The 26,793-nt window shown below is 66.1% G+C and carries 25 protein-coding genes, 1 other RNA gene and 1 pseudogene; 13 read left to right on the plus strand and 14 right to left on the minus strand.

The genetic code is table 11. The features are described 5' to 3' along the window. Position 1: 1 nt before the first annotated feature. Positions 2-214 carry a hypothetical protein gene (locus EF834_RS07885; RefSeq protein WP_164874085.1) on the minus strand — a complete coding sequence of 71 codons (213 nt, stop codon included), beginning with the start codon at positions 212-214 and terminating at the stop codon, positions 2-4. A 442-nt stretch (positions 215-656) separates the two neighbouring features. On the opposite strand from EF834_RS07885, the gene EF834_RS07890 reads away from it, so the two are divergent. Further along, complete coding sequence (locus EF834_RS07890) at positions 657-1,802, plus strand: phage major capsid protein (protein ID WP_164874086.1); 1,146 nt, start codon at positions 657-659, stop codon at positions 1,800-1,802. On the opposite strand, the gene EF834_RS07895 is transcribed toward EF834_RS07890, so the two are convergent. The 3 genes and pseudogenes from EF834_RS07895 to EF834_RS18475 all read right to left on the minus strand — a co-directional run. Then, positions 1,803-2,270, minus strand: a complete 468-nt coding sequence (locus EF834_RS07895; protein ID WP_127946626.1) for a DUF2510 domain-containing protein — start codon at positions 2,268-2,270, stop codon at positions 1,803-1,805. A gap of 614 nt (positions 2,271-2,884) precedes the next feature. Beyond that, positions 2,885-4,030, minus strand: a complete 1,146-nt coding sequence (locus tag EF834_RS07900) for a GTP-binding protein (RefSeq protein WP_127946627.1) — start codon at positions 4,028-4,030, stop codon at positions 2,885-2,887. A gap of 53 nt (positions 4,031-4,083) precedes the next feature. Continuing rightward, a pseudogene (locus EF834_RS18475) lies at positions 4,084-4,182 on the minus strand (IS5/IS1182 family transposase); the annotation flags it as partial. Between the two features lie 335 nt (positions 4,183-4,517). Between EF834_RS18475 and EF834_RS07905 the strand changes: the two are divergent. Both EF834_RS07905 and EF834_RS07910 read left to right on the plus strand, forming a co-directional pair. Beyond that, complete coding sequence (locus EF834_RS07905) at positions 4,518-5,249, plus strand: flavodoxin family protein (protein ID WP_127946628.1); 732 nt, start codon at positions 4,518-4,520, stop codon at positions 5,247-5,249. A gap of 190 nt (positions 5,250-5,439) precedes the next feature. After that, positions 5,440-6,330, plus strand: coding sequence for a haloalkane dehalogenase (locus tag EF834_RS07910; protein ID WP_127946629.1), 891 nt, complete (start codon positions 5,440-5,442; stop codon positions 6,328-6,330). A gap of 59 nt (positions 6,331-6,389) precedes the next feature. Here the strand turns inward: EF834_RS07910 and EF834_RS07915 are convergent, their stop codons facing one another. After that, a complete protein-coding gene (locus tag EF834_RS07915; RefSeq protein WP_127946630.1) occupies positions 6,390-7,424 on the minus strand; it encodes a CobW family GTP-binding protein in 1,035 nt (344 codons plus the stop codon). Beyond that, positions 7,414-8,721: a guanitoxin biosynthesis MBL fold metallo-hydrolase GntH gene (gene gntH, locus EF834_RS07920; protein WP_127946631.1), complete on the minus strand. Its 1,308-nt coding sequence runs from the start codon at positions 8,719-8,721 to the stop codon at positions 7,414-7,416. The genes EF834_RS07915 and gntH overlap by 11 nt, the downstream gene beginning before the upstream one ends. A gap of 207 nt (positions 8,722-8,928) precedes the next feature. On the opposite strand from gntH, the gene EF834_RS07925 reads away from it, so the two are divergent. The 3 genes from EF834_RS07925 to EF834_RS07935 all read left to right on the plus strand — a co-directional run bounded on the left by EF834_RS07925 (position 8,929) and on the right by EF834_RS07935 (position 13,182). Beyond that, entirely contained in the window at positions 8,929-9,498 is a 570-nt protein-coding gene (locus EF834_RS07925; RefSeq protein WP_235871038.1) for a protein-tyrosine phosphatase family protein, read from the plus strand. Positions 9,499-9,575: 77 nt separating this feature from the next. Next, entirely contained in the window at positions 9,576-10,577 is a 1,002-nt protein-coding gene (locus EF834_RS07930) for a cobalamin biosynthesis protein (RefSeq protein WP_127946632.1), read from the plus strand. Positions 10,578-10,725: 148 nt separating this feature from the next. Further along, complete coding sequence (locus EF834_RS07935) at positions 10,726-13,182, plus strand: plasma-membrane proton-efflux P-type ATPase (RefSeq protein ID WP_127946633.1); 2,457 nt, start codon at positions 10,726-10,728, stop codon at positions 13,180-13,182. On the opposite strand, the gene EF834_RS07940 is transcribed toward EF834_RS07935, so the two are convergent. From EF834_RS07940 to EF834_RS07950, 3 genes are read right to left on the minus strand one after another with little or no spacing between them, the layout of a single operon-like run. Then, entirely contained in the window at positions 13,164-14,159 is a 996-nt protein-coding gene (locus EF834_RS07940; RefSeq protein WP_127946634.1) for an SURF1 family cytochrome oxidase biogenesis protein, read from the minus strand. The genes EF834_RS07935 and EF834_RS07940 overlap by 19 nt on opposite strands. A gap of 28 nt (positions 14,160-14,187) precedes the next feature. Beyond that, positions 14,188-14,649 carry a low molecular weight protein-tyrosine-phosphatase gene (locus tag EF834_RS07945; protein ID WP_127946635.1) on the minus strand — a complete coding sequence of 154 codons (462 nt, stop codon included), beginning with the start codon at positions 14,647-14,649 and terminating at the stop codon, positions 14,188-14,190. Position 14,650: 1 nt separating this feature from the next. Continuing rightward, positions 14,651-15,352 (minus strand): HAD hydrolase-like protein, encoded by a 702-nt coding sequence (locus EF834_RS07950; RefSeq protein WP_235871039.1) that lies wholly within the window; start codon positions 15,350-15,352, stop codon positions 14,651-14,653. 86 nt (positions 15,353-15,438) lie between these two features. On the opposite strand from EF834_RS07950, the gene cobC reads away from it, so the two are divergent. The 4 genes from cobC to EF834_RS07970 all read left to right on the plus strand — a co-directional run bounded on the left by cobC (position 15,439) and on the right by EF834_RS07970 (position 19,672). Next, entirely contained in the window at positions 15,439-16,497 is a 1,059-nt protein-coding gene (cobC, locus tag EF834_RS07955; protein WP_127946636.1) for an Rv2231c family pyridoxal phosphate-dependent protein CobC, read from the plus strand. Next, entirely contained in the window at positions 16,494-17,666 is a 1,173-nt protein-coding gene (locus EF834_RS07960) for a Nif3-like dinuclear metal center hexameric protein (protein WP_127946637.1), read from the plus strand. The genes cobC and EF834_RS07960 overlap by 4 nt, the downstream gene beginning before the upstream one ends. Before the next feature lie 153 nt (positions 17,667-17,819). Next, positions 17,820-18,557, plus strand: coding sequence for a zinc ribbon domain-containing protein (locus tag EF834_RS07965; RefSeq protein WP_127946638.1), 738 nt, complete (start codon positions 17,820-17,822; stop codon positions 18,555-18,557). Next, on the plus strand, positions 18,554-19,672 hold the full coding sequence (locus EF834_RS07970) for a bifunctional RNase H/acid phosphatase (protein WP_127946639.1): 1,119 nt from the start codon (positions 18,554-18,556) through the stop codon (positions 19,670-19,672). The genes EF834_RS07965 and EF834_RS07970 overlap by 4 nt, the downstream gene beginning before the upstream one ends. On the opposite strand, the gene EF834_RS07975 is transcribed toward EF834_RS07970, so the two are convergent. Continuing rightward, positions 19,650-20,105 carry a DUF4383 domain-containing protein gene (locus EF834_RS07975; RefSeq protein WP_127946640.1) on the minus strand — a complete coding sequence of 152 codons (456 nt, stop codon included), beginning with the start codon at positions 20,103-20,105 and terminating at the stop codon, positions 19,650-19,652. The two genes, EF834_RS07970 and EF834_RS07975, sit on opposite strands and share 23 nt — an antisense overlap. A gap of 369 nt (positions 20,106-20,474) precedes the next feature. Here EF834_RS07975 and EF834_RS07980 point away from each other — a divergent pair, with 369 nt between their 5' ends. Further along, positions 20,475-21,878: a dicarboxylate/amino acid:cation symporter gene (locus tag EF834_RS07980; RefSeq protein WP_127946641.1), complete on the plus strand. Its 1,404-nt coding sequence runs from the start codon at positions 20,475-20,477 to the stop codon at positions 21,876-21,878. Between the two features lie 31 nt (positions 21,879-21,909). Here the strand turns inward: EF834_RS07980 and EF834_RS07985 are convergent, their stop codons facing one another. Both EF834_RS07985 and EF834_RS07990 read right to left on the minus strand, forming a co-directional pair. Beyond that, on the minus strand, positions 21,910-23,190 hold the full coding sequence (locus EF834_RS07985) for an SLC13 family permease (RefSeq protein ID WP_127946642.1): 1,281 nt from the start codon (positions 23,188-23,190) through the stop codon (positions 21,910-21,912). A gap of 23 nt (positions 23,191-23,213) precedes the next feature. Next, positions 23,214-23,741 carry a DUF1697 domain-containing protein gene (locus tag EF834_RS07990; protein ID WP_127946643.1) on the minus strand — a complete coding sequence of 176 codons (528 nt, stop codon included), beginning with the start codon at positions 23,739-23,741 and terminating at the stop codon, positions 23,214-23,216. 123 nt (positions 23,742-23,864) lie between these two features. Between EF834_RS07990 and rnpB the strand changes: the two genes are divergently transcribed. After that, positions 23,865-24,288: RNase P RNA component class A (gene rnpB, locus EF834_RS07995), an RNA gene on the plus strand. Between the two features lie 369 nt (positions 24,289-24,657). Continuing rightward, the gene (locus tag EF834_RS08000) at positions 24,658-24,840 is read left to right on the plus strand and encodes a hypothetical protein (protein WP_127946644.1); all 183 of its coding nucleotides are present in this window, start codon (positions 24,658-24,660) and stop codon (positions 24,838-24,840) included. Between the two features lie 18 nt (positions 24,841-24,858). On the opposite strand, the gene EF834_RS08005 is transcribed toward EF834_RS08000, so the two are convergent. Both EF834_RS08005 and pip read right to left on the minus strand, forming a co-directional pair. Further along, positions 24,859-25,752, minus strand: coding sequence for a CHAD domain-containing protein (locus tag EF834_RS08005; RefSeq protein ID WP_127946645.1), 894 nt, complete (start codon positions 25,750-25,752; stop codon positions 24,859-24,861). 84 nt (positions 25,753-25,836) lie between these two features. Further along, positions 25,837-26,793: a prolyl aminopeptidase gene (gene pip / locus EF834_RS08010; protein WP_127946646.1), complete on the minus strand. Its 957-nt coding sequence runs from the start codon at positions 26,791-26,793 to the stop codon at positions 25,837-25,839.

The following is a 26,793-nucleotide window of genomic DNA, read 5'->3' on the forward strand; positions in this document are numbered from 1 at the left end:
GCTACTCGGTCGGCCCGCCGACAACTGGAGATTTTAGAGCGGGCATTTGGTCGAAATACCCCTTCATTTCGGCCTCGTACTCCGGGTAGTAGTCCCCGGACAGGAACTCCTCGCGTAGTAGGTCGTGGAGGGCGACCGGGATCGGGAGATGCAGGCGTGCCGCGTGTCGGAGCATGTCGTAGACCGCGGTCTCAGGGAATCCGTCGCGTACCAAGGTCCGTACCATACTTACGACACCGGGCGGGAGAATGTCCTGCAGGGCGTCGTACAGTGGCTCAGCACAAGGGGATTCCTCCCGCAGTCGCCGTCGAAACTCCGTTTCGTCGAACACCCCACACCCCTTAGAAGCCGTCGACACCGAACCCAGTCCGACTCTCCGCCTCATCGGTGCGCTTCTGAGATGCTTGAGCTGGAACCGGTGTCAGGCTTGTCTGACTACCCCGCTATCTAACCCGGACCTCGCCATCTTCGGCAAGGGGTTTGTGTCCGTCTCCTCGATCCCGCGGCAGAGCGTCGCCCGGTACTACACGCTCGACGTTCGGCGCTCCACTACGCGGTCGGCCGGCGCCCGGGTTTTGTTTGGTGTTGAACGGGATCCTGTGGTCGGCGAATCTGTCACGGACGGCAAAGGACCAGGACAGAAGGCGGAAACCACTGTGGGACTCCTCGAGGTGCTCAAGGCGAAGCAACAGCGGGCGGCGGAACTGGCGGCGCAGTCGGGCGAATACAGCGCCGACGAACTCGCGGAAGCGCAGGAACTCGCTGTCGGGATTCCGGAACTCAAGTCGCGCATAGAGGCGGACGAGAAGGTCCGGCAGGCGCTGGCCGATATGAAGGCGGGCGGTGACCCTGACGACCCGGAACCCTGGGGCGGCGCTGGAAAGCGGGGATATCTGCGGCTCAAGGGTGATGCGCTCGCCTCGCGGCTAGCTCACGGGATGCTCAGCGGCCCTGAGTTCGGGCGTAAGGCTCTCGCCCCTGCCGGTGAGTCGGTGGCTCCGGTGCAGGTCGAGACCACGCCTGTGCCAGAAGGTCGGCCTGTGGCGGGCCTGCTTGATCTCGTTCCCGCCGTGCTCAATTCCTCGGCGCGGTTCGAGTACCTGCGACAGACAACGCGGGAGTACCTAGCGGCTCCGGTCACGGTCGGCGCGGTCAAACCCACCTCGCGGGTTGGGTTGTCCCGTGAGGCCGGCGACCTTCAGGTCATCGCTCACCTGTCCGAGCCGATAGACAACTACCTGCTCACGGACTTCCCCAGCCTTGAGATGTTCGTGCGGGACGAGCTGGTGCATGGTCTCGCCCAGGCGCTCGAGAAGCAGATTCTCAGCGGTGACGGTATGGCGCCGAACCTGCGCGGCATCCTCGGCACTGAGGGCATCCGGGAACAGGCGTTCGCGGTTGATGCGATCACTTCGGCGCGTAAGGCGATTACCCAGCTCGAGGCGCAGGGGCTCGAACCGTCCGGGTTCTGCTTCAGTCCTGCCGACTGGGAAGCGATCGAGCTGGCGCGTACTAGCGGCTCCGGTGCGCTCGAGCTGGTGGACTCTCCGGTGGATCGTGCGGCGCGGCGCCTTCACGGTGTCCCTGTGGCGGTCTCGGCTGGTCTCGAGGATGGGCGCGGCGTGCTGGTGTCGTCCGGATCGGTGGCGCTGCGCGTCGACGCGGGTATCGCTGTCCGGTGGTCCGAGAACGTCGGCAACAGCTTCGAGAAGAACGAGATTCGCGCGCGTGCCGAGCTGCGGGCAGCTACCCAGATTCAGCGTCCGTCCGGGGTGGTCGTGGTCGAGACTGCCGCGGCGTAGCTACTCGCGAAATTCGGGCAGCGTGCCCTCGCCGCTCTCAGCCTGCTTCTTCCACGGCGAGTACTTCCTCAATAATGCGTGAAGACCGCCGAGGATCCAGAAGCCCGTCCCGGCCAAGAAGGACACGCCCATCCATTGAATGCGCCTCTCCCATGCATCCGCGCACAACTGGGTGTTGGCGAAAGGCGTGTCAAAGCCGTTGGACACACTGCCACAGGCGAACGGTCCGGCCGTGAGGTCGGGGAGGAACAGCAGTATAGGGATGAGGAACATCCCAGCGAGTGCTAGAGAGCCAAGAGCCTTCTCAATGTTCGAAGACGGGCTCTCGTCGTGTACCTTGAAGAACTTCTCGTTTCGCCGCTGTGGGCGGGAGCGCGTGCGGTTGCTCCACCGGGTGCCGTCCCAGTACCGCTTGGGGTGCTTGCCGGAGGGATCGGGATACCAGCCAGCGGGCGGCAAAAAAGTCATGAGTGCATCAAATCAGGAGGGCCAACCTCGGGTTCGTGCCAGGGGTGCTGATGCCGAGCCACTGACTCGTTGCGTGGCCGTTCTCCTGCCAGGAGTCGGTCGATCACCGGACTCAGGTTCAGGCGCTGCCAGCGAGAGTCTTGAGATTCGTGCGGGTGCCGAGCTGCGGGCAGCTACCCAGATTCAGCGTCCGTCCGGCGTGGTCGTGGTCGAGACGACGGCCGCGTAGCTACTCGCGGCCGTCCCGACACCTGGTCCTGGTTGGGACGGCCGCGTCCTCGCCGGATCGGGGTGTGAGGCTGTGGACTGCCATCGGGTCACTGAAGACGGGTCGTTCAGGCTAGTTTGCCGCGGTTGGATGCCGTGCCCACACTTTGCCCACACTTGCCCACGTATTCGCATGATCTAGCGTGATCTGTTGTGATGCGTTTATGCAGGTAGATGGTATTTTGACGGTCTGACCTGGCGGTGGCTGAGAGTTCGAAACCCTCCGCGCCCACCCACGAAACCCAGCTGGATTGGGCTTCCGGGTTCTCTCGACAACGGCCTGGTGCACCTGCGGGCTGCGTTGGCGGACTCACTCGACTCGCTTGGTGGGGGGACCGCCGACTCGATCAGGCGTGTTCGTGAAGAGCACCCCACTCAGGGAACGGGTCGGCATAGCTGGTCCAGGCTTTCGCGCCTTCGGCACGCTCGGCATCGGTCAGCAGCGCGCTCTCCAGCTGTGCCCGCAGCTGATCCCGGTCCAGCTTCACCCCGATGAACACCACTTCCTGGCCGGGCGGCATGTCGAGCGAGGACCACCACCCGGCCGGCTCGAAGGTCAGGTTCGGGCCGGCCTGCGACCAGATCGCCGCAAGTTCGGGTCGGCTGGCGATCCAGCAGAATCCCTTGCTGCGCAACACCCTCCGCAATCCGCTCAGCACATCTGCTAGACGCTGCGGGTGGAACGGCCGATCAGCGGTGAAGGTGAGACTACTGATGCCGTACTCTTCGGTTTCCGGAGTATGAGTCCCGGTCAGCTCGTCCTGCCAGCCCTCGGCGGTCGCGGCATCCACCGGATCGTATCGACCGGTATCCAGCACCATGTCCAGTTCGACGACTCCGTTCCGGGTGCGGATGACCTCGGCCCGGGGGTTCATCCGGCGCACCATGGCCTCCACCGCGCCGGCTAGCGACTCGCTCACCAGATCGGTTTTGTTGATCAGCAAGACATCGGCGAATTCCACCTGATCGGACAGTAGGTCGGCGATTCCACGCTCGTCACCTTCGCCGGCCTGCAGATCCCGAGCAGCCAGCGACTCGCCCTCGGCGATCTCCGTCAGGAAGGTGGAGGCATCCACGACGGTCACCATGGTGTCCAGCCGGGCCAGCTCGCCGAGCGAAAACCCGTCCTCGAACTCCCATTCAAAGGATGCCGCGACGGGCATCGGCTCGGAGATGCCGGTGGATTCGATCACCAACTGATCGAAACGCCCCTCCCGGGCCAAGCGCCCGACAGCTTCGATCAGGTCCTCGCGCAACGTGCAGCAGATACAGCCATTGGTCAGTTCGACGAGCTTCTCCTGCGTGCGATCCAAGTGCCCCTGCCCGGCCACGAGCGCAGCATCGATATTCACCTCGCTCATATCGTTCACGATCACCGCGACCCGCCGCCCCTCCCGGTTGGCGAGGATGTGGTTGAGCAGCGTCGTCTTCCCGGCTCCGAGAAATCCGGAGAGCACGGTCACGGGCAATCGATTTGGCACGGAGGCAGTCATCCATTAATGATAACCATTATCGATAACTGGGCAACCGCGGTGCCCTGCCAATCCGCAGGCGCCGTCGTCAACACGAACACCACGGCTGTGAACACTGCCCGCTCGTCGACTGGCGCGGTCCCGCCGCCTTGTTGTCTGGGCGCGAACGAGGGGGCACCTGTTTCACGCTGTCCCTCAACGTATCCGGGACCAGCCTCTGCGCAAGCCTGTCGACCCCCGGGGTATGGCGGGGCACCAAGGTGCTGCGCTTGTTGCGCAGCGCTTCCGATGCGCGGGACAAGAAGCCGGTACGCCTGACGAGGGCAGCGCACGTACGTTAGACGAACCCGCAAAGCAGTTGGTACACAGGCACATCGAAAGTCAGTTCCGGTTAGCAGTGGTTCCCTGCCCAGCCGTGGGAGGATTTTCGGCCCGCGACGACCTGCTGCGGCATATCCTGGGCTCCAGGATTCTTGCAGACTCCAGACCCTCTTCGTGGGAGAAGCCGATGGCCGATTCATCGCCGAGAGACGACGCACCGCGCTTCAGCGGCCTGCGTGCCCTGTACGTCAACTGCACGTTGAAGCGATCTCCGGAAGTGAGTAATACCCAGGGACTCATCGATCGCAGCGTTCGTGTGATGGAAAACGAAGGCGTCACGGTCGATCAGATCCGTGCTGTCGATCACGACATAGCGACTGGCGTCTACCCGGACATGACCGAGCACGGATGGTCGAGCGACGAGTGGCCGCAACTTTTCCGACGCGTATTGGACGCCGACATCCTGGTACTGGCTGGGCCGATCTGGCTGGGCGACAACGCCTCCGTCACCAAGCTGGTGATCGAACGGCTCTACGGTTGCTCGTCAATTCTCAACGATCGGGGTCAGTACGCCTACTACGGCCGAGCGGGCGGGTGTCTGATCACCGGCAACGAGGACGGCGTCAAGCACTGCGCTATGAACATTCTCTACAGCCTCCAGCATCTCGGATACGTAATCCCGCCGCAGGCGGACGCCGGGTGGATCGGTGAGGCCGGGCCTGGCCCGTCGTACCTCGACGAGGGGTCCGGTGGTCCCGAAAACGACTTCACCAATCGCAACATGACCTTCATGACCTACAACCTGATGCACACCGCCGCGATGTTGAAGAAGGCGGGAGGCTTCCCAGCATTCGGAAATCAGCGATCGGAATGGGATGCCGGTTGCCGGCCCGACTTCGCGAACCCGGATTATCGCTGAGACAACACGGCCAACCGCCGTTCCACTGGTGAGTCTTCCGGGCCCCGCACCCATCGGGAGTGGGTAGGTGAATCGAAACCTGTTGTCCCTACCGAACGTTCATGCCGGTCTACGGTCGTGAGTCCGCGAGTCCCTTTTCCGCCCTCGTCTCCCGTGTCGCAGACGTTCGTTCGCGGCTAGGGTCGTGGGGGTGGACACAGTGAGAACACCTGACGAATGCTTCACGGACCTACCGGGGTTTCCGTGGAGCCCCCACTATGCAGAGACATCGGACGGCCTGCGAATGGGCTATATCGACGAGGGACCGAAGGACGGTCCGGTGGTGCTCCTGCTGCACGGAGAACCGAGCTGGTCGTATCTGTACCGGCGCATGATCCCCGTCCTCGTCGACGCCGGCATGCGCGTGATCGCCCCGGACCTGATCGGGTTCGGACGCAGCGACAAGCCCACCGAGGTATCCGACTACACCTACGCGCGGCACGTCGAATGGATGCGATCGTTCCTGTTCGATGCCCTGGACCTGCACGACATCACAATGTTCTGCCAGGACTGGGGAGGGCTGATCGGTCTGCGACTGGTCGGTGAGCATCCTGAGCGTTTCGCCCGCGTCTGCGCATCCAACACCGGGCTTCCGGACGGGACCCGGAAACTTCCGGAGGCGTGGCAGATTTTCCGCAACTTCGTCGCGAGCACCCCCGACCTGCCGATCGGCAATCTGATCTCCGGTGGGTGCACGGAACCGCTGACCCCGGAGGTGACCGCAGCTTACGAGGCCCCGTTTCCCGACGCCTCCTACAAGGCCGGTGCCCGGGCGTTCCCCGACCTCATTCCGCAGGACGAGGACAACGTCGCCACCCCGGACAATCGGGCGGCATGGGCCACGTTGGCGAAATTCGACAAGCCGTTTCTGTGCCTGTTCTCCGACAAGGATCCCATCACCGCAGGAGGCGAACGGGCCCTGATCGGCAAGATTGCCGGTGCCGCCGGGCAACCGCACCGGACCATCGAGGGCGGTGGCCATTTCGTGCAGGAGGATCGCGGGGGCGTCCTCGCCGAAGCGCTTATCGCTTGGATGCGGTAGCCCACGAAGCGGTTCCGGCATCGTCAGCGGCCGAAATGGCAGGAGAACCCGCCTGAACGTCAGGTCGCAACGAGGCAATGTTCGAATAGCCGGTGCAGACGCTGCGTGTCCAAAGCGGACGTTCCTATCGCCACGATCTCGCTATGGGTCGCGGTTGCTTTCGTGGCTGAGGGGACGAGTTCCGACCGTCGCCCGACGGACTGCAGCAGCATGGGTTGCGGGGTATCGCCGGCAACGCGCACAAAGCCCTTGCAACGGTAGACCTCGCCGGGCAAGTCGCGGCGGATCATCTCTTGAAGTGATCGTGGGTCGAACAAGCGATCGGTCCGAAAGGTCCACGTTTGAAACTGTTCCCTATGGCTGAGTTGCGGCTGCGGTTGTTCGAGGCTGTGGGGTTGTTCGAAGCTTGGCTCCCGTCCCTCGCATCGGATCCCGAGCAGGATCTCCAGCGGGACATCGGCTCGGACGGCCTCCACTGTCCGAACGCGATCCATCATCGTGTTGATCCACTGCCGCACCCATGCCGCGGTTGCGGGTCCGGCCAGGTCGACCTTGTTGAGTACAACCAGGTCCGCGAAACCGATCTGGCGCGCTTTGAGCATCAACAAGTCGGGGGCCTCGTCGAGGTGTTCGAAGATCTGCTCTGTGTCCACCACACAAGTGACTCCGTCCAGCCGAACCCAGTCGGGTCGCTGCGAGCCGGCGAACGTCGCCCAGATGCTGGCCGGGTCGGCCACGCCACTGGCTTCCAGAATGATGTGCTCCGGGGGTGTCGCACAATTGACGAGACGCTCGACCGCCCCGAGCAGGTCGTCGCGGATCTCACAACAGACGCAGCCGTTGGCCAGGCTGATCATGTCGTCTGCGACGCCGACCACAAGGTCGGCGTCGATGTTGATCGATCCGAAGTCGTTGACCAAGACCGCGGCGCGCAGACCATGATCGCCGCCCAGGAGCCGGTTCAACAGCGTGGTTTTCCCCGCACCCAAGAACCCGGTGATTATCGTCAGCGGAGTCGCGCCGGAGACGACGCTGCCGGAATCGACCCTGGCGGCCGTATCCGGTCCCGGGGCCGACGACGTGTCAGGACTCATCGGGATCGATTCCACGAGCCCGTAGCATTTCGCGTGGATCGATCTTGAAGCCGTCGGCCGGCCAGCTCTGGACGGGTTCGCGGTCGGCGTCAGGCGGGTAGTACTTGTGCGGATCGATTTCCATCTCCCGCAGGAATGCTTGCTGTTGCTCCTCGCGAGGCAGTTCCGGACGCGGCAGTTCCAGTTCGGACGGCAGCGGCGAGGGCAGCAGCCACCGGGGGTCGAGCGGTGCGATCGCGGCGCCGTCCGGTATCGCAGCCTCCCTGGACCAGATCCGGTCCTTGGTCACGTTGACAACCTGGATGTCGGGCCCGCCGAACTGGAACAGTCCCTCGTAGTTCGCTCGGACCTCGGCAACCGACTCAGCGTCCAGTGCCGCTCCGCCGGCCTCATAGTGGACGATCATTCCCATCCGCGGTTGGACCTTGTTCATCAGATAACCCGCGGCGTAGTACATGGTGTGCCACGAATCGATCGTGTACTTGGCCAACTCCTCCGGGACGCCGAACTTCAACGACATCAGCGACGGTGTGTCGATCTGTCCCTCGGTGATGAATACGTCGCAACCGGCGGCATATTTCTCGGTTTTCTCGTCGGGACGACCGTCGCCGGTCCACACCACCGAGAGCCCGGCATCTTCCCAGTCGAGGCGGTAGGCGGAGGCTCCGTCCTTGACGTGGGAACGCGGCCAGTGCCGTACTACGATGCCGTCCTGGTCGTAGCAGACACCGTTCTCTTCCCTCCAGTCGAACTCGGTGACGTCCATTTCGTAGCCGGCCGAGATCGTCGCGTGCAGGAAGTTCTCCTCGTGCCAGCGCATCATCTCCCGCATGTGCTTGGCCATGTGCTTGATCCCCAACTCGGGCGTCGCCCCCGACGGGCCGTACAGGCGCAACGGCTGCCACCGTCCTGCCCATGCCGTGAACGGGTACATGTACGGCAGATCGGCGTAGTGATCGCCATGCAGGTGACTGATGAAGATGTCATTGATGAAGATCGGTGGCACCTGCATGGCCAATGCGTTCTTCACGCTTCCGTTGCCCATATCGAAGAAGAACCGTCGTGGCTGGGGCTGGCCGTTGCCGCACTCGACCAGGATGCACGTGCCGGCCTGGCTGCGAGTCGGCGGCCACGGGGTGCTGCCCAAGATGCTGATGCGCATCTCGCCCTCGGGCAGGATCTCGGTCCCCGGGGAGTAGAAGTTCCGGTTGTTGATCGAGGTCATCGGCCGGTAATAGTCGGGAAGACTGACTCCGCCGCCGGGGCGGGCACCGTAGGGATTGTCTGGCTGGGTCATCGCTCCTCCAAGTGAGCGTCGCTAGCCGTGGTTGAGGTCATTATCGCCAACGCCTCAGGCGTGCGGGGCCGCTCCGGGAGACCTGACGTTGTTCGTCACGGTTGTCGACCTGGGTCAAGGCAAAAACGTCAAGGCAAAACCCTGTGGTTATGGGCCGAATAGCAGAGATACTGGAATCGCAGGCCGCAATCCGAACGGACATCGAGTGTGAACGACGAACTCGACCCGACAGCAATCGACATCGAGATCGACCCGATGCGTCAGCACCTGGTCGGCATCACCGCGCATGGTCACATCCCCTTCGACGTCCCGGTCATCAGCGAGATCGCCCCTAACCTGTGGCAGGGAGGCTGCCGCAACGGTTTGGTGTTGCCGGAGTTCGTCACCCACCTGGTATCGCTGTATCCCTGGGAGCAGTACGAGGTGTCTCACGCCATCGGTTCCGAGATGTACGTCCGGATGTACGACAGCTGCGAGCAGGGGTTCGATCAGGTCGATGCGCTCGCGGCCTGGGTGAACTCCTGCCGGCGGACAGGCACGGTCCTCGTCCACTGCCAAGTGGGGCTCAACCGCTCGAGCCTCGTAGCCGCCCGGGCGCTGGTGTTGTCGGGTGAGGCGGACCCGCCCGGCGCGATCGCCCTGCTGCGGGCGCGGCGATCTGCAGCCTGCCTGTGCAACGAGGCGTTCGAGACGTGGCTCCTGACCGGGAAGGTGCCGACCGAGGGCTCAGCGCTTCCCGCGTCAGACCCTGCGTCGGATCCCGACGACGCCCAGTAGTCGCCCGATCCCGGAGGTGCCGGCGATCGCAGGCCACCCCCGAGTCGACAGAAATCCGGATTGATAGAAATGGTGTCGTGTCTCGGTCAGGCCCTAGAGTTCCCGCCCGGCGTTCCCGCCCCTGGTCGCGGGCGGCTGGTCTTCTGCTCGGCTACGCTGCCGACCGCGCGTTCGGTGATCCGAGACGCTGGCATCCGGTGGCCGGATTCGGGTTCACCGCAATGGCTTTGGAGAACCGTACCTTCGCCGACAGCCGGCTGTGGGGGACTGCACACGCTGCTGTTCTCGTCGGCTCCACCGCGGCGGCCGGTGTCTTGGCAGAGCGTGTCGGCGCTCGAGCCGGTTGGGTCGGGGAGGCAATGATGACCACGGTGGCCACCTGGACGGTCCTCGGTGGTGCCTCACTCGCGAGTACCGGCCGCACGATGGCGCGGCATCTCGAAGCCGATGATCTCGCTGCGGCGCGGGCTCTGTTGCCGTCGCTGTGCGGTCGTGATCCGAGCGTCCTCGACGCCGACGGACTCGCCCGCGCGAGCCTGGAATCGGTGGCCGAAAACACCTCCGACGCCACGGTCGGCGCCTTGTTCTGGGGAGCTGTGGCGGGCGTTCCCGGCCTGGTCGCATACCGCGCCTCGAATACCCTCGACGCGATGATCGGGTACCGGTCGCCCAAGTACCGACGATTCGGCTGGGCTGCGGCTCGTTGGGACGATGTCGTCAACCTTGTCCCGGCCCGAATCGCCGGCGCGCTGACCGTCGCTGCCGCGCCCCTCGTCGCAGGCTCGCCCCGCGCGGCCCTTCGGGCGTGGTGGACAGACGCGTCCAACCATCCCAGCCCCAACGCCGGGGTGGCCGAGGCCGCGGCGGCCGGTGCGCTCGGAGTGCAGTTGGGGGGTCGGACGGAGTATGCGCACGGTGTGGAGCTACGCCCGGCGCTGGGATCAGGGCGCGAACCGGCGCTCGCCGATCTGGAACGGGCGGTGCGATTGTCCACGGCCGTCCAGACGGCCGCGGCCATCGGTGCGGCTGTTCTCGCCTGGGGCTTCGGACGCAGCGGGAATCGCTGCCGGTCGGATTGAAGAAACAGGCCTGTCGGACAGCGATTTTCGCGTTCGAGGAGCCGCGGTTTCGAGGATCCACGGCCTTGGTGCCTCGTAGCCGGGAAGCCTCGTAGCCTGGACGCGGAGCGTCCGGCCGGGCCGGCGCTCACGTGTGTCGAGAGGATCGATGGTGAGCACGGTCGACGAGCTCGCGTCCATGCCGTTGGAGACGGCGTTGTCGGAACTTGGCAGCGCTCGCTACGGGCTGGACGGCGTCGAGGCTCGACGGCGTCTGGCCGAGGTCGGACCCAACGCGCTTCCGGAGGCCCGCCGCAACCCGGTTCTCGAGTTCCTCGGGTACTTCTGGGCCCCGATTCCCTGGATGATCGAGGCAGCTCTGGTGCTGTCCCTGCTGGTCGGTCACTGGGCCGACGCCGCGATCATTGCGGTGCTCTTGCTGATGAATGGGGTGGTGGCCTTCTTCGAGGAGCATCAGGCCGCCGGGGCGATCGCCGCCCTGAAGGACCGACTCGCCCGCAACGCATTGGTACGGCGGGACGGGGAATGGTCCAACATCGCTGTAAGTGACCTGGTTCCCGGAGACGTCATCCGGATCCAACTCGGCGACGTCGTACCCGCCGATGCGCGAATCCTGGACGACACCTCGGTCGAGGTCGATCAGTCGACCCTCACCGGAGAGTCGCTTCCGGTACTCCGTGGCCGCGGCGACGTCGTGCCGTCGGGGTCGGTTGTCGTGCGTGGGGTGTCCGATGCCCTCGTCTACGCCACTGGGCGGAGTTCCCTCTTCGGCAGGACCGCGGAGCTCGTCGCGACCGCGGGAACAGTCAGCCACTTTCAGCGAGCAGTTCTGCGAATCGGAAACTACCTGATCGTTCTGGCACTGGCGTTGGTGATACTGACGACGGTGGTTTCACTGCTTCGTGGCAACCCGGCACTCGAGACGCTCGCGTTCGCGCTCGTTGTCACGATCGCCGCGGTTCCCGTCGCCCTGCCGGCGGTGCTGACGGTGACCATGGCCATCGGCGCGCGGCGGCTCGCCCGGGAGAAGGCAGTGGTCACCCACCTGCCCGCGGTCGAAGAACTCGGTGGGATGGATGTGCTGTGCTCCGACAAGACCGGGACGCTCACCGAGAACGCGCTCGCTGTGGCCGAGTGCTGGCTCCCACCCTCGGGGACGCGGGACCAGTTGTTCGAAACGGCGGCGCTCGCTTCGCTATCCGAGGGCAGCGACGCGATCGACCGCGCGGTGCTTGCGGCGAGCCCGCCACCGGTCGGCTATCACGTTGACGAGTTCGTTCCGTTCGATCCCGTCGTCAAGCGCTCGGAGGCGACCGTAACCCTCGCAGAGGGAACATCGGTGAGCGCCACCAAGGGGGCGCCGCAGGTGATCGGGTCCCTGTGCGCACACGACCCGGCAGCCGCGCGGCTGGCCGGCGTCGTCGACGACTTCGCCGATCAAGGCTATCGCTCACTCGCGGTAGCCCGGCGGGTACCGGCAGACGGTCAATGGTGCGTCGTGGGTGTCCTTGCCCTCGCCGATCCGCCACGCAGCGACTCGGCGTCGACGATCACCGAAGCCCGTGCGCTGGGCATCGACGTGAAGATGGTCACCGGTGACCAGGTCGCGATCGGGCGGGAGGTCGCCCGCCGGATCGGACTGGGGGAGGACATCCGTCCGGCAGAGGTCCTCACCGCGCTAGGGCCCGACGATGCAGCGCTTGCCGACACCGTCGAGTCGGTGGACGGTTTCGCGCAGGTCGTCCCCGAACACAAGCACCTGATCGTGCGGTCCCTGCAGTTTCGGGGACACATCGTCGGGATGACGGGCGACGGCGTCAACGACGCCCCCGCCCTCCAACAGGCAGATGCCGGCATTGCGGTGTCCGGAGCCACAGACGCGTCCCGGGCCGCAGCCGATATCGTGCTGCTCGCGCCGGGGCTGTCGGTGATCGTTCGGGCGGTTCGACAGGCTCGCGAGATCTTCAGCCGAATGACGAGCTACGCCACCTATCGGATCGCCGAGACGATCAGGGTCCTGCTGCTCATCTGTCTCGCGATCGTGGTGATGAACTTCTACCCGGTCACCGCGGTGATGATCGTGTTCCTTGCCCTGCTCAACGACGGCGCGATCCTCGCCATCGCGTACGACCGCGTGCGCGCCGCGGCCAGACCGGCAGCCTGGGACATGCGCAGTGTCCTGATCCTTGCCACCACGATCGGGGTGCTAGGGGTGGCGGAGACGTTTCTTCTCTTCGCCTTCGCGCACGGGGTAATCGGAGTCGACGAGGAGGTCATTCGCTCCCTCATCTACCTGAAGCTGTCGGTGTCGGGGCACCTGACAATCTTCGTCACACGTACCCGCGGTCCGTTCTGGTCGCGGCCCCGCCCCGCCCCGGTCCTAGCCTTCGCGGTAATCGGAACCCAGGTGATCGCCACGCTCATCGCGGTCCACGGCCTGCTGATGACTCCGCTCGGATGGGGATGGGCCGTGGCGGTGTGGGTGTACGCGCTCGCGTGGTTCCTGGTGGAGGATCGGGTCAAACTCCTCGCCGTGCGCCGACTGCACCTCTTCGGCGGGGAGGTATGCGGCCGCGCCGACGCCGCTCAGCGTCGTTTGCCGTAGCGGTCAGCCAATCTCGCCTCGGACTCGGTGAGCTGAGCGACCGGCGCAGCGGACTTCCCACGCCACTTCCGACGGGTCGGCAGCTGGAAGTCGTCGCCACCGTCTGTTTTCGCGGAATTCTCCATGGCCACTGTGCCATTCTCCGTGGCCTCTGTATCGGCATGGTCCGGGGCCATCGCAGACGAGTCCGCTGCTGAGTCAGTTGCTGGGGGCGGTGCGGCCGCCGCCGCGGTGGTTGCCCGCGCCTTTCGGCGCTCCCGCAGCTCGGCGCGGATGAAGTAGGCCAGGCCCAGCGGTGCCATGATCCCGAACGCGAGCCACTGCAGGCCGTACGACAGGTACGGTCCCGCGTCGAGTTGCGGCAGAGGGATCGTGCCCAGCCCGCCCGGCTGGCCGTCGTCCAGTTGCAGGTATCCGCTGACGAGGTCGGTACCGATGAACTGGCCGATCTGATCGGAGTCGATGTAGTACACCTGCCTGGTCCCGGACTCGGTGATCGGATCCTTGCCGGGAACCGTGCCCTCGGACATACGGATCCGGCCCTCGAGGGTCACCTGGCCGTCCGGGGGCGCGGGGATAGGCGGGGGCTGGGAGCCCTCGGCCGGGCGCACATAGCCGCGGTTGACGAGCATGGTCTGCCCGTCGGTCAAGCGCAGCGGCGTCAGCACCTCGAATGCCGGCTTCTCCTCGATCGAACGTAGCCGCACGAGCAGGTCGCTGTCGGGGATGTACGTACCCGTTGCGGTGACCTTGCGCCACTCGTCACCCGGCGTCGGGCCCGTCCCGCTGACCAGCGAGTCGATCGGGACAGCGTCGGCGTCGATGGACTGTTCGAGCAGGCTGTTGCGCTCGGACGTCTGGGTGTTCTTGCCTAGCTGCCACGGCGCCAGCACCGTGAAGCACATGAAGGCGAAACCGGCCACGACGGCTGCCAACGCGAGCCAGCCCGGCCGCAATAGAAACTTCAGCCTTCCCACGGCTCCTACCGTACTGGCTGGCGGCAGATCAGTTCTGCCGCACCCAGGCAAGCAGGCCGGGCACCGCGGCCTCGATCTGATCGCGGACGAGTTCGAAATCGGCCATGTCGCCGTAGTAGGGATCCGGGACCGAGTCTCCGTCCGCCCCTGGGTCGAAGCTACGCAGCAGCCGACATCGGTCGCTGGGTACGCCTAGCTGGGCCAGGATCCGGTCGTGGCCGCGATCGAGAGGAACGACCAGGTCAGCAGACAGATGATCGTCGCCGACTTGCGCGGCGCGGTGTCCGATCGAGTAGCCGGCGGCCTCGAGCACTCGGTCGGTCCGCGGGTCTGCGCCGGCACCGACGTGATAGCCGTGGGTGCCGGCACTGGTGACCCGAACCTGATCGCCCAGGCCCTCGCGAGACACATGGTCGGCGAAGATCCGCTCCGCCATCGGCGAGCGGCAGATGTTTCCGGTGCACACGAATGTGATGTGAATCGCCGTCATGTCAGCCCGCCTGCATGAGAATTCTTCCCAGGTCCGCCACGGTCGGCGCGGACCAACGGGCTTCGCGTGCCTCCTCCGCGGAGCCGTAGCCCCACTCGACGAACACAGTCGGGATGCCCCAGCGCGCCGCGCCGAGGACGTCGTGCTCCCGGTCGCCGATCATCACGACATCAGCAGCTGTGCCACCGGTCGCCGGTACCCCGAGCCCGCGGAGCACGTGCGCAATGACATCGGCCTTGGCGCGTCGCGAACCGTCGGCGGTGGCCCCGCCGATCACCTCGAAGTAGGGGGCGAGACCGAAGTGTTCGAGGATGCGGATCGCGAACTTCTCAGTCTTCGACGTCGCGACGGCGAGCGTGACGCCGGCAGCTTGTACCGTCGCCAACATCGGCTCGATGCCGTTGTAGACCTCGTTCTCGGACCAGCCGACCGCGTCGTACCGCTCTAAGTACGCGGCCAGCGCCGCCGCCGTGCCCTTCTCGTCCAACCCCATCGCACGCATCGAGTCCAAGAGTGGCGGACCAATGACCGTCGCCAGCATCTCGGCGGTGGGTTCCGGGCCGCCGACGGCAGCGAGGGCGTGTCGGAAGCCGTTGTGGATGCCGAGCGCGGAGTCTGTGAGGGTGCCGTCCAGGTCGAACAGCATCACCGGGGCCAGGGGGTCCGACGAGGAGGATGAGAAGGATGCCGCGGGGGATGTCACCGCTCTATTGTGCTGTCACCATTCGGACCACCGGCGCCGGGGACGCGTCCCGGCATTCACCTGCGCGCACCGTAGGCTCGACGGCTATGGAATCCGGATCGGGATCGACGGCGGACGCCCTTGCGCGCTTGCGGCACCACGGTGACGCCGAGGTCGCTCCCGGTCTGCTCGATTTCGCGGTCAATGTGCAGGGTGACGGACCGCCGGAGTGGTTGCGGCGCAGGCTCGCCGACGCCGTCGCGGGCCTGGGCCCCTATCCCAGCGCCGACGCCGGCAGGCGAGCGCGGGAGCAGGTCGCTGTCCGTCACGGCAGGACACCTGCGGAGGTGTTACCGCTCGCCGGAGGCGCCGAGGGGTTCGCGATGCTGCCCCGACTCGGTGTGCGTGAGGCCGCGTTGATTCATCCGTCGTTCACCGAGCCGGAATTGGCACTACGGGAAGCTGGGGTCGCGGTGACGCGCGTGACGCTCGACGCGCCGTTCCGTCTCGACCCGTCCGCGGTACCCGACTCCGCCGACCTCGTCGTGCTCGGCAACCCAACCAACCCGACCTCGGTGCTGCACCCGGTCGCCGACGTGCTCGCGCTGCGGCGGCCGGGCCGCATCCTGGTGGTCGACGAGGCGTTCATGGATGCGGTGCCCGGGGAGACCGAATCGGTCGCGGGTCGCTCGCTGCCCGACGTGCTGGTGCTGCGGAGTCTGACGAAGACGTGGGCGCTCGCTGGCCTCCGGTGCGGGTACGCCCTCGGGCATCCCGACCTCCTGGAACGGCTGGTGCGGGGCCGGGCGCACTGGCCGGTCGGGAGCCTGCAACTCGAGGCGATCACCGCCTGTAGCGAGCCCGCGGCGGTGGCTGAGGCGCAGGAGAAGGCGCGGCGGGTCGGCACGGATCGCGCCGTCGCAGTCGCGTTGCTGCGTGAAGCTGGGATCGAGGTCCGCACACCCGCCGCGGCGCCGTTCCTGCTGTTGCGGCTGCCGGACGGGGAACGCATGCGGGCTCACCTGCGTTGGCGGGGCATCGCGGTGCGCCGCTGCGATACCTTTCCGGGCTTGGGCCCCGACTTCCTGCGAATCGCGGTCCGGCCGCGAACACTGACCGAGCAGTTGATCGAAGCTATGCGCGAGCTGACGAGGGAGATGCTGTGACCCCGACCCCGGCGACCCCGACCCCGACCCCGACCCCGCCGACCCCGACACTGGCAGACGTGATCGGGGTCCTCGATGCGGCGTACCCACCGGCGTTGGCCGAGCCGTGGGATTCGGTCGGCCTGGTGGCCGGCGACCCCGCGGACGAGGTCCGCGAGGTCGTGGTTGCGGTCGACGCGACCGCCGCTGTCGTCGACGAGGCGCTCGATTCGGGTGCGCAACTGCTGGTGGTGCATCACCCGCTGCTGCTGCGTGGCGTCGACACTGTGGGCGCCCACACCCCCAAGGGGGCACTGCTGCACCGCCTGATCCGCGGCGGCTGCGCGCTGTTCACCGCCCACACCAACGCCGACCGTGCCGACCCAGGTGTGTCCGATGCGCTCGCCGGGGCACTCGGCTTGGTCGACACCCGCCCGCTCGTCCCGATTCCGGGCGTGGTGACCGACAAGTGGGTGGTGATGGTGCCGTCCCCAGAAACCACCCGGGTGCGTGCGGCGCTGTTCGACGCCGGCGCCGGTCAACTCGGCCACTATTGCGAGTGCAGTTGGAAGGTGACCAGTGAGGGGCAGTTCCGTCCGCTGGCCGGTGCGAGTCCGGCGAGGGGCACCGTGGGTGATCTCGAGGTGGTCGTCGAGGACCGGGTCGAGGTGATCGCGCCGCGCTCGGCGCGGTCGTCGATTCTGCGGGCGCTGCTCGCCGCACACCCGTACGAGGAGCCGGCGTTCGACGTGTTCGAGACCGCCGATCTTCCCGGTCGCCGCGGGCTCGGGCGCATCGGCGAGCTGCCGCACCCCCAGACTCTGCAGGAGTTCACCGCGCGGGTCGCGGCGGCGCTGCCTCGAACGGAATGGGGTGTGCGGGCGGCCGGGGATCCCGAACGGAACATCCGCACGGTCGCGGTGTGTGGCGGGTCCGGGGACTCGCTCCTCGACACCGTCACCAAGCTCCGCGCCGACGTCTACGTCACAGCCGACCTGCGGCACCACCCGGCGGACGAGCACCTGCGCAAGGGAGGTCCCGCGCTCGTCGACGTCGCGCACTGGGCCAGCGAGCAGCCGTGGTGCGCGCAGGCGAAGGACGTGCTCGACGCCCGGTTCGCGGACGTTGACGGTTGGGATGTGCATGTCACGGGTTTACGGACCGATCCGTGGACCGTTGCCTGTTACTGACGGGGCGGCCGATGTGGTCGGTAGAGGGTGTTTTCGGGGGTACGGTTGACTTCTGATCTCGGGTCGCTCGAGCACCATGAAGGCCCGAACACCCTGAAATACCAGAACACCGCAGAACCAGAACACCGCAGAACACAGCAGGAGCTTCCACGCGTGAACGTCGACCCCACAGTGCAGTCCAAGCTTCTTCAGCTCGCCGGTGCGGACACCGAGCTGGCACAGCTCGCGCACCGTCGCTCGACCCTGCCCGAGCAGGCGGAGGTGGAACGGCTCGAGGCCGAGCGACTCTCTCGGAAGGACGCGGCGGTGGCCGTGGAGATCGTGCTCGATGACCTGGATCGCGACATCAAGAAGCTCGAGGGTGAGGTGGACGCCGTCCGTCAGCGTGAGGCGCGTGACCGCAAACTGCTCGAGGGCGGCACGCTGGCCCCGAAGCAGCTGTCGGAGTTGCAGCACGAACTCGGCAGCCTCGAGCGACGCCAGAGTGTGCTCGAGGACGAGTTGCTAGAGGTAATGGAACGGCGGGAGGCGTCGCAGGCCGACCACGATCACGCCGGCGCCCGACTGACAAAGGCTGAGGACGAGTTGATCGACGCCGAGCGCCGTCGAGACGACGCGGTCGCCGACCTCGAGAGCGCATGCCAGCGGTCCGAGGCCGACCGTACGGCCCTGGTCGGGCAGATCCCCGCGGACCTTTTGGCGATCTACGAGAAGCAGCTCGAGCGGCGAGGTGTCGGGGCGGCACTGTTGCAGGCACGGCGTTGTGGCGCGTGCCGGATCGAGATCGACCGCGGCGAGATCGCGCGCATCGCCGCGACACCCGCGGACGTCGTGGTCCGCTGCCCCGAGTGCGGCGCAATCATGGTGCGAACCAAGGAGTCTGGTCTGTGACCCATGAACGAGTCGTGGTCGAGGCCGACGGCGGTTCGCGGGGCAATCCGGGCCCGGCGGGCTACGGTGCGGTGGTCTTCGACGCCGACCATCGCCGTGTCCTCGCCGAACGCCGCGAGTTCCTCGGTGTGGCCACCAACAACGTCGCCGAGTACCGGGGGCTGATCGCGGGTCTGACCGCCGCTCGCGACCTTGGAGCGCACGAGGTGGACGTGCGGATGGACTCGAAGCTCGTCGTCGAGCAGATGTCGGGGCGGTGGAAGGTCAAGCACTCCGACATGATTCCGCTGGCACAGCGGGCAGGGGAGTTGGCCGGATCGTTTGCGCGGGTGACCTACACGTGGATCCCGCGCAGCGAGAACCCCCACGCCGACCGTCTCGCAAACGAGGCGATGGACGGTGCGGACTCGATCACGTCGGGTTTCGCGGCTGAGGACGGAACCGAAGAAACCCCGGCCCCACAGCCCGCCTCCACTTCGGCTGCGGGCTGGACGGGTACGGTGGGCGCCCCGACCCGCATGCTTCTGCTGCGTCACGGCCAAACCGAACTCTCGGTCGAGCGCCGCTACTCAGGTCGAGGCAACCCGCCGCTCACAGCCCAGGGTCGTTCCCAGGCGCTGGCGGTCGCCGAGCGGGTTACGGCAACGGGCGCGATCGCGGCCGTCGTGTCGTCGCCGCTGGGACGGGCGCGAGAAACCGCCGAGGCGGCGGCCCGCGCGCTCGCGTTGCCGGTCACGGTCCACGACGGGCTGGCGGAGACGGACTTCGGTAAGTGGGAGGGCCTGACGTTCGGCGAGGCGGCCCAGCGCGACCCCGAGCTGCATCGACGGTGGCTGTCGGATACTGCAGTGCGGCCTCCCGGGGGAGAGAGCTTCGACGAGGTCCGGGCACGGATCGAATCCGTCCGCGATGACCTGACCGCCGCGTACACGGGGTCCAACATCCTGGTCGTGACTCACGTGACACCGATCAAGACGCTGCTCCAGCTGGCACTCGGTGTGGGGCCGTCGCTGCTGTATCGCCTGCACCTGGATCCCGCGTCGCTCAGCATCGCCGAGTTCTATCCAGACGGCGGCTCGTCGGTGCGGCTGGTCAACGATACGTCGCACTTGTAGGGCCGTCGTCCCGCCGAGGTAGCCCGACACCGAGGAATACCAGCGCGACCCCACCGACGATATGGAGCCAGCTCGACGCACGGTCGATCGGCATGAAGTTCGATGCGCTGTCGGCGTCGATGACCAGCCCGAAGACGCCCAGAAGAACGGCCAGCAGACCGGCGCCGATGAGGAATATCTCGGCTGAGGCCAGCGTGCGCGACATGGCGAGTCCCACGATCCCGGCCGTGATGCGCGCGACGTTGGTCAGGACCGACACATCCATCCATCCGAACAGTTCGGCCTCGGTTCCGGGTCCTGCCCAGGCGATGCCGTCCAGTTCGGAGGTGAGGCCGGGGACGAAACCGAGAAACCCGATCAACAGAATTGCGGCCGCGACGGCGGTCGTTACAAGTTGCGTTGTGGTCCGGGCGAGGCCCTCGGGCCGGTCCATCGTCCCACCTCCGGTGCCGCACGCTGAGTGCCCACGCTGTCTGGTGGCTGGGTACCCATTCTTCGCCGATTCAGCACGTGAGGTTTCAGATTGGCCGCCCGGTCGACGTCAGGCGTAGCCTGGTTGGTTGTGAACGCCCTGTTGACCTGTCGCCGCTACGTCGACAACTGTCTACAGGCCAGCGCGGTCTGTCACGTTTGACGCCCCGACCTCTGGTGTCCGGGGCGCGGCCCTGAATGTTCGAGCCCTGAATGTTTGGCCCGGAATCTTCGAGTTCGTAATTCTCGAGTATTCCTCGCGCCCATCTCACGCCCGTGCGCGTAGTTCGTCGTGTACCGACTTCTCCACACCTCTACCCGAAAGGCCCCCATGTCGGCCGCCACCTTCGATGCGCCCCGGCGTGTCCTGCCCAAGTGGGCAAAGTCCTTCGGTCCGCAGATCGTCGCCGGTCTGATCCTCGGTGTCATCCTCGGTCTGGTGGCCCGGTCGATGCCCGACGCTGCGGACGGCAATGAGAATTGGCTCATCGGAACCGTCGCGACGATCGGCTCCAGCTACGTCTCGCTGCTTACCGTCGCGGTGATCCCGCTGATCTTCACCGCTGTCGTCAGTTCCATCGCGAACCTACGCAACGTCGCCAATGCGGCGCGTCTGGCGGTCCAGACACTCTTGTGGTTCGCGATCACCGCCTTCATCGCCGTGCTTGTCGGCATCACGATCGGCCTGATCACCCAGCCCGGTGCCCACACCACGGTCGACGCAACGAACGCGACAGAGCCCAGCAGTTCCGGATCGTGGTGGGCATTCCTCACCGGGCTCGTGCCGCAGAACTTCCTCGGCCTCGGGGCGCAGACGGAGGTCTCCGGTGACAGTGTCTCGTCGTTGACGGCGACCACGTCGCTGAGCTTCAACGTGCTGCAGTTGCTCGTGGTGGCGATCGCGATCGGTATCGCTGCGCTCAAGGTAGGGGAGAAGGCAGAGCCCTTCCTGAACTTCAACGCAGCGCTTCTCGCGATCGTCCAGAAGGTGCTGTGGTGGATCATCCGCCTGGCTCCGATCGGCACTGCGGCTTTGATCGCCAGGGCCGTCGCCACCTATGGCTGGGATGCCATCGGCCAGCTCGGTGTATTCACCGTCGCCGTGTACCTCGGTCTCGCCGTAATCTTCCTCTTGGTGTACCCGATTCTGGTTCGTGCGCACGGACTTTCGGTGAAGAGCTTCTACTCCGGGGTGTGGCCGGCAACGCAACTCGGCTTCGTCTCCCGCTCCTCGATCGGCACCTTGCCGCTGACCGAACGGGTCACCGAACGGAACCTCGGTGTGCCACGCGAGTACGCGTCGTTCGCGGTGCCACTAGGAGCGACGACCAAGATGGACGGCTGCGCCGCGGTGTATCCCGCGATCGCGGCGATCTTCGTCGCCGAGTTCTACGGTGTGCCCCTGGGTCTGACCGACTACCTGCTGATCATCGTGGTATCAGTCATCGGATCGGCCGCGACGGCCGGCACCACCGGCGCGACGGTGATGCTCACCTTGACCCTGTCCACCCTCGGCCTGCCGCTCGCCGGTGTCGGTCTGCTGCTCGCCGTGGAGCCGATCGTCGACATGGGCCGCACCGCCGTCAACGTCACCGGGCAGGCGCTCGTGCCGACCATCGTGGCCAAGCGGGAGAAGATCCTCGACGAGTCGCTCTACAACGCTCCCCGGAAGGGCGACCCGTTCGCCGACGAGGCGCTCGAGCCGGTCCCGGTCCCGGCCCCAGCCACCGTGTGACAGCCACAGCGTGACAGCCACAGCCTGACCGTCACAGGACGAGCCACAGCGTCGTCGTCGCCGCGATGATGGCCAGCGGGGTGGTTGCCAGCCCGAGCCTGGTGAACGTGCCGAGCTCCGGGCGGCATCCACCGTCAGTAGCGACACGCCGCCACAGCATCATCGCGAGCGACCCGATGTAGGTGAGGTTCGGTCCGAGATTGACCCCGATAAGTAGGGCCAGCACCAGGCCGGTCGGCGCGCCGGACCCGAGCGCTGCCAGCAGCAGCAGGGTCGCGGGGAGGTTATTGAGCAGGTTCGCCGCGACCGCCGCAATCCCGGCTGTCAAGAGCATGCCGAGCAGGCTCGCCTCGGTGGGAAGCCGGTCACCGAGCCAATCACCCACCGGACCGGCCGAAATACCGGCCACCACGACGCCCAGGGCGAGCACGAACGCGCAGAACCACAGGTCTGCGGCGAAGACGATGCGACGCGGCGTCGTGAGGCCATCACGCAGCGCCGGCACCGCCAGCACCGCGGCACCTGCGGCCGCGATCCAGACCGGAGCGATCCCGACGAGGCCGCCGAGTGCGAACCCGACCAGCGTGGCCGCCAGAACCGAGAGCGCCAGGACCGGCGCCGGCTGAACCGGTGTCTCGGAAAGCGGTGTTTCGGAATGTGGTACTTCGGGCGGCGGTGTGTCGGAAGGAACGGGTTCGGTGACTGGATCGGCCAGATCACGGCGGAAGAACACCAGGAAGACCGCGAGTTCGATCGCCACGGTGACCAGCCACGGCAGCGCCATTACCGCCGTGAAGTGGATGAACGTGAGCCCAGTCGCGGAGAAGGCGATGAGATTCGTCAAATTCGACACCGGCAGGAGCGTCGATGCCGAATTCGACAGGTGCGCGGTTGCGTATGCGTGCGGCCGCACCTGCATCCGCAGCGCCCGAGCCGCGCGGATGACGACTGGCGTCAGCAGCACCACCGTCGCATCGAGGCTCAGAACCGCGGTGGTGACAGCGGCGACGGCGAACACGAGCGTGAGCAGTCGGCGCGGATCGCCGCCTCCACTCCGGGTGAGCACGGACGCGACCCAGCTGAACACACCCAACGCGTCGATGAAATGAGCCAGCACCAGGATCGCAGCCAGGAATCCGACGGTGGGCGCCAATTCGGTGATCTCGTCCCATGCCTGCCCGGGTGTCACCACGCCGAGCGCGAGCGCGATCGCGGCGGCGGGACCGGCGACCACGATCTCCGGCAGGCCGTGCGGTCGCACGATTGCGAAGACCAACACGGCGGCCACCAGCGTCACCGCGACAACCGTCACCGCCGAATGATGCCACGCCGCGTCTAGCCGAGCAGTTTGACCAGCGTTCGGAGGTTACGGGTGGTGGTCACGGCCTTGAGTTTCGGCTTGCCGATGTTCTTGCCGAAGATGCTGTCGAGAGTCCGACCACGCTCGACCTCCCAGTACACGACGCCGTCGCCGCCCTCGATCCGCTCGATCGCCGGATCGAGGGTGCCCTGCAGCGCAAGTAACTCGGTAAGCACATCCGATTGCGGCGCGAACATCACGTACGGCTGCCAGCCGAAGCGGTCGGGATCGAACGGGTACGCCTCGACGATCTGGGCCACGGTGTCGATGTCCAGCACGAATACCCAGGCCTCGTAGGCGAATGCCGCCCGCAGGGCGGCCTCGATGGTGGACTTCAGTGCCGTGACGTTCGCCGCGTCCGAGGTGAACAGCACGTTGCCCGAAGCGAGTACCGTCTTGACGTCGTCGAACCCGAGCTCGGCGAAGACCCTTCGAAGGTCGGCCATCTTGATGTTGATGTCACCGACATTGATGCCGCGCAGGAGCGCCACGTACCGGGTCATGCGACGAAACTACTATTTTCGAGCGGCTGTCTCTCCGCGACTCTCTCCCGGCGAAACCGAGACGCGGAAGGCCGCCGGTTGATTCGGTCCGATGCGCTTCACCCAGTAGGCTTGTCATGCGGACGAGTTGGCCGGGCGGCCGCGGCGACGGGAACCGACATCCACGAGTTGTCAGGCCCGGAGCCGAGGAAAGTCCGGACTCCACAGAGCAGGGCGGTTGCTAACGGCAACCCGGGGTGACCCGCGGGACAGTGCCACAGAAAACAGACCGCCGACGCCGTGCGTCGGTGAGGGTGAAAAGGTGCGGTAAGAGCGCACCAGCGTTCCAGGTGACTGGGGCGGCTCGGTAAACCCCGCCCGGAGCAAGGTTGAAGGCCGCACTGGTGACCTCCGGGACACCGGTGCGGCTGCGCAGGTGTTCGAGGGCTGCTCGTCCGAGCCTGCGGGTGAACCGCTCGAGGTACCCGGTGACGGTGTGCCCAGATGGATGGTCGCCACCCGGCGCTTGCGCCGGGGACAGGATCCGGCTTACAAGCCGACTCGTCCGCCCGAACCGAATACGACGAAGGCCCCGGAAACCCGGGGCCTTCGTGGTCTGCGTCTTAGAAGTGGCCGCCGATCGGGTTCACGACGAGAAGCTTGGCCCAGTACTCGGCTGCCGTGGGTCCGAGGTGCGGGAGCAGGGTCTCGAAGAGGAGGTTGGACATGCGGTACTCCGATCTTTGACGCGACGCGTCGAGATGTTGGTAACGGGGTGCTCCGGTAACGCGGAGGCGTCGACGAGATTGCGCCGTACATGCATAGGTTATCAGCAGCAGTCGCTTTATCACAGATCTATATATTTTTGTTAGCGCAACAGTCACTTCGCGTTCACTATGCAGTGGTGGCTGTGCCGGTCACCGGGCAGACTGAGGACATGCGCGACGACAAACAGTGGTACTTCGACCTCTCCGACGGCTCGGTCCACCAGGGCAAAGACAGCGATGTCTTCAACCGGATGGGTCCATACCCGGACAGGGCGAGCGCGGAACGTGCGCTGCAGATCGCGGCCGAACGGAACAAGGCCGCGGACGACGCCGACGACGAGTGGAACAACTGAGCCTGTTGCCCGTCGGTGTCAGCTCCGGAAATCGAGCTCTCGGTGCGCCCGGCGAATCGCTTGGACATGACCCGGCAGTTCCGCGGTGGCTCGGCCGGCCCGTTGTTCCTCGATCGCATACAGGAGTCCGTAGGTGAAGGTGTCCTCGCCGTCGTCTCGGGCCCGTGCGGCGGTGTCGATGATCCAATTTCTGGCGAGTACGCCGTCCTGATGGTCGCCGAGCACCGTCTGGAGCGATTTGGCCGCGGTGGCCAGGTCTGTCGCGGACGGTTCGGTCCCCGCTACGGCCTCGGCTGCGTAGCGCAGTTTCTTGGCACGCTTGCGGACCCGGTGCAACGCCGGTCCGATGTCCGGGGATTCGTCCCGGGGGTGCGCGAGCACCTTCCGTGCGGCCTTGCGTAGCTGGCGGTATGCCTTGTCGAGCCCGCCACGAAGCGTCATCTCCGCCGGGACCGGGTGGGCGCCGGACGTGACCTCGTCGAGCAGCGCGCACAGGGCGGCGTACCTCGCCCCGCCGAGCGCTTCGACGGCGTGCGCGTGAGAGGCCCTGTACAGGTCTTCTTGAGTCCCGACCAACCTCTGGTTCACCGAGCCGAGCACGAGATCGGCCGGCTGGGTGTCGATCAATTCCGAGAAGTGCTCGGCGAGCACTTCCGCGTCCCGGGCCTCGCCGAGAACTGATCCGAGCCAACGCAGTTCGTCACGGGCCGTGGCAGTCGCCTTGGGTGGGAAGGCGCGCCGGAAGGAGCCGAGCAGGCTGCGAAGCCGCCGCGCGGACACGCGCATTTGGTGCACCGAGTCCGGAGCGGACACACGGACGTCGGCAACGAGCGACGTGAGCCGCTCGTAGTGCTGCCGCGTCGCCGGGACAATGACGTCGGCGACAGCGGTGCCGTGCGTCGATGCTCCCACAGTTCTGGTCTACCAGTACGGATCGCGCGCGTCGATGGAAGACGTCAGACGTCGATGTAGGCCGTCAGACGTCGATGTAAGCCGTCAAACACCGAAACGATCCGTGGCCGCTACGAGATGGTGGGTGATGCCGGGTTCGGCAGCGGCGTGGCCGGCATCATCGACGATGTGCAGTTCGGACCCTGGCCACGCTCGGTGCAGTTCCCATGCACTCGTCACGGGACAGACCACGTCGTAGCGACCTTGCACGATAACGCCCGGAAGGGACTCCAGCGCGCCTGCTTCGCGTAGCAGTTCTCCCTCGTCGATGAAGCCGCCGTTGCGAAAGTAGTGGTTCTCGATCCGTGCGAACGCCAACGCAAATCGCGGATCGGAGGTCTCTTGGACGCGTTCGGGATTCGGAAGCAGCGTACTCGTCGTGCCCTCCCAGCCGGACCATGCGATCGCTGCGCGTAGCGCGACATCGGGGTCGTCGGCGTGCAGCAGACGGTGGTACGCCTCGACGAGATCGCCCGAACGTTCCTCGTATGGAACCGGAGCCAGGAATTGCTCCCAACGCTCGGGGAACATGTGAGCTGCCCCGCCGTTGTAGTACCAGTCGATCTCGCTGCGGCGCAGCAGAAAGATCCCGCGTAGCACAAGTTCGGTGACCCGCTCGGGGAATCGCTGTGCGTACGTGAGTGCGAGCGTCGACCCCCAGGACCCGCCGAAGACCTGCCAGCGATCGACACCGAGATGCCTTCGGAGTGCTTCGATGTCGGCTATGAGGTGATCGGTGGTGTTCACCGACAAGTCCGCACCGTCGGCGACGTGAGGTGTCGAGCGACCACAGCCGCGTTGGTCGAAAAGCGTGATGCGATAGGCGTCCGGGTCGAAGAACTGGCGATGCACGGGGTCGGTGCCGCCGCCCGGGCCACCGTGTAGGAAGACGACGGGTTTGCCACCGGGATTGCCGCTGACCTCCCAGTACACCCGTTGGTTGTCGCCGACCGCGAGGAAGCCCCTCTCGTGTGGCGAGATCGGCGGATAGAGCGTCCGCAC

Origin of the sequence: Rhodococcus spongiicola (assembly GCF_004011835.1) — a bacterium.
Classification (GTDB): domain Bacteria; phylum Actinomycetota; class Actinomycetes; order Mycobacteriales; family Mycobacteriaceae; genus Prescottella; species Prescottella spongiicola.

Coding starts and splice junctions, on each gene's coding strand:
- EF834_RS07895 (WP_127946626.1), bottom strand. CDS start 2,270: ATGACTTTTTTGCCGCCCGCTGGCTGGTATCCCGATCCCTCCGGCAAG.
- EF834_RS07900 (WP_127946627.1), bottom strand. CDS start 4,030: ATGACTGCCTCCGTGCCAAATCGATTGCCCGTGACCGTGCTCTCCGGA.
- EF834_RS07905 (WP_127946628.1), top strand. CDS start 4,518: ATGGCCGATTCATCGCCGAGAGACGACGCACCGCGCTTCAGCGGCCTG.
- EF834_RS07915 (WP_127946630.1), bottom strand. CDS start 7,424: ATGAGTCCTGACACGTCGTCGGCCCCGGGACCGGATACGGCCGCCAGG.
- gntH (WP_127946631.1), bottom strand. CDS start 8,721: ATGACCCAGCCAGACAATCCCTACGGTGCCCGCCCCGGCGGCGGAGTC.
- EF834_RS07935 (WP_127946633.1), top strand. CDS start 10,726: ATGGTGAGCACGGTCGACGAGCTCGCGTCCATGCCGTTGGAGACGGCG.
- EF834_RS07945 (WP_127946635.1), bottom strand. CDS start 14,649: ATGACGGCGATTCACATCACATTCGTGTGCACCGGAAACATCTGCCGC.
- cobC (WP_127946636.1), top strand. CDS start 15,439: ATGGAATCCGGATCGGGATCGACGGCGGACGCCCTTGCGCGCTTGCGG.
- EF834_RS07975 (WP_127946640.1), bottom strand. CDS start 20,105: ATGGACCGGCCCGAGGGCCTCGCCCGGACCACAACGCAACTTGTAACG.
- EF834_RS07980 (WP_127946641.1), top strand. CDS start 20,475: ATGTCGGCCGCCACCTTCGATGCGCCCCGGCGTGTCCTGCCCAAGTGG.
- EF834_RS07990 (WP_127946643.1), bottom strand. CDS start 23,741: ATGACCCGGTACGTGGCGCTCCTGCGCGGCATCAATGTCGGTGACATC.
- EF834_RS08000 (WP_127946644.1), top strand. CDS start 24,658: ATGCGCGACGACAAACAGTGGTACTTCGACCTCTCCGACGGCTCGGTC.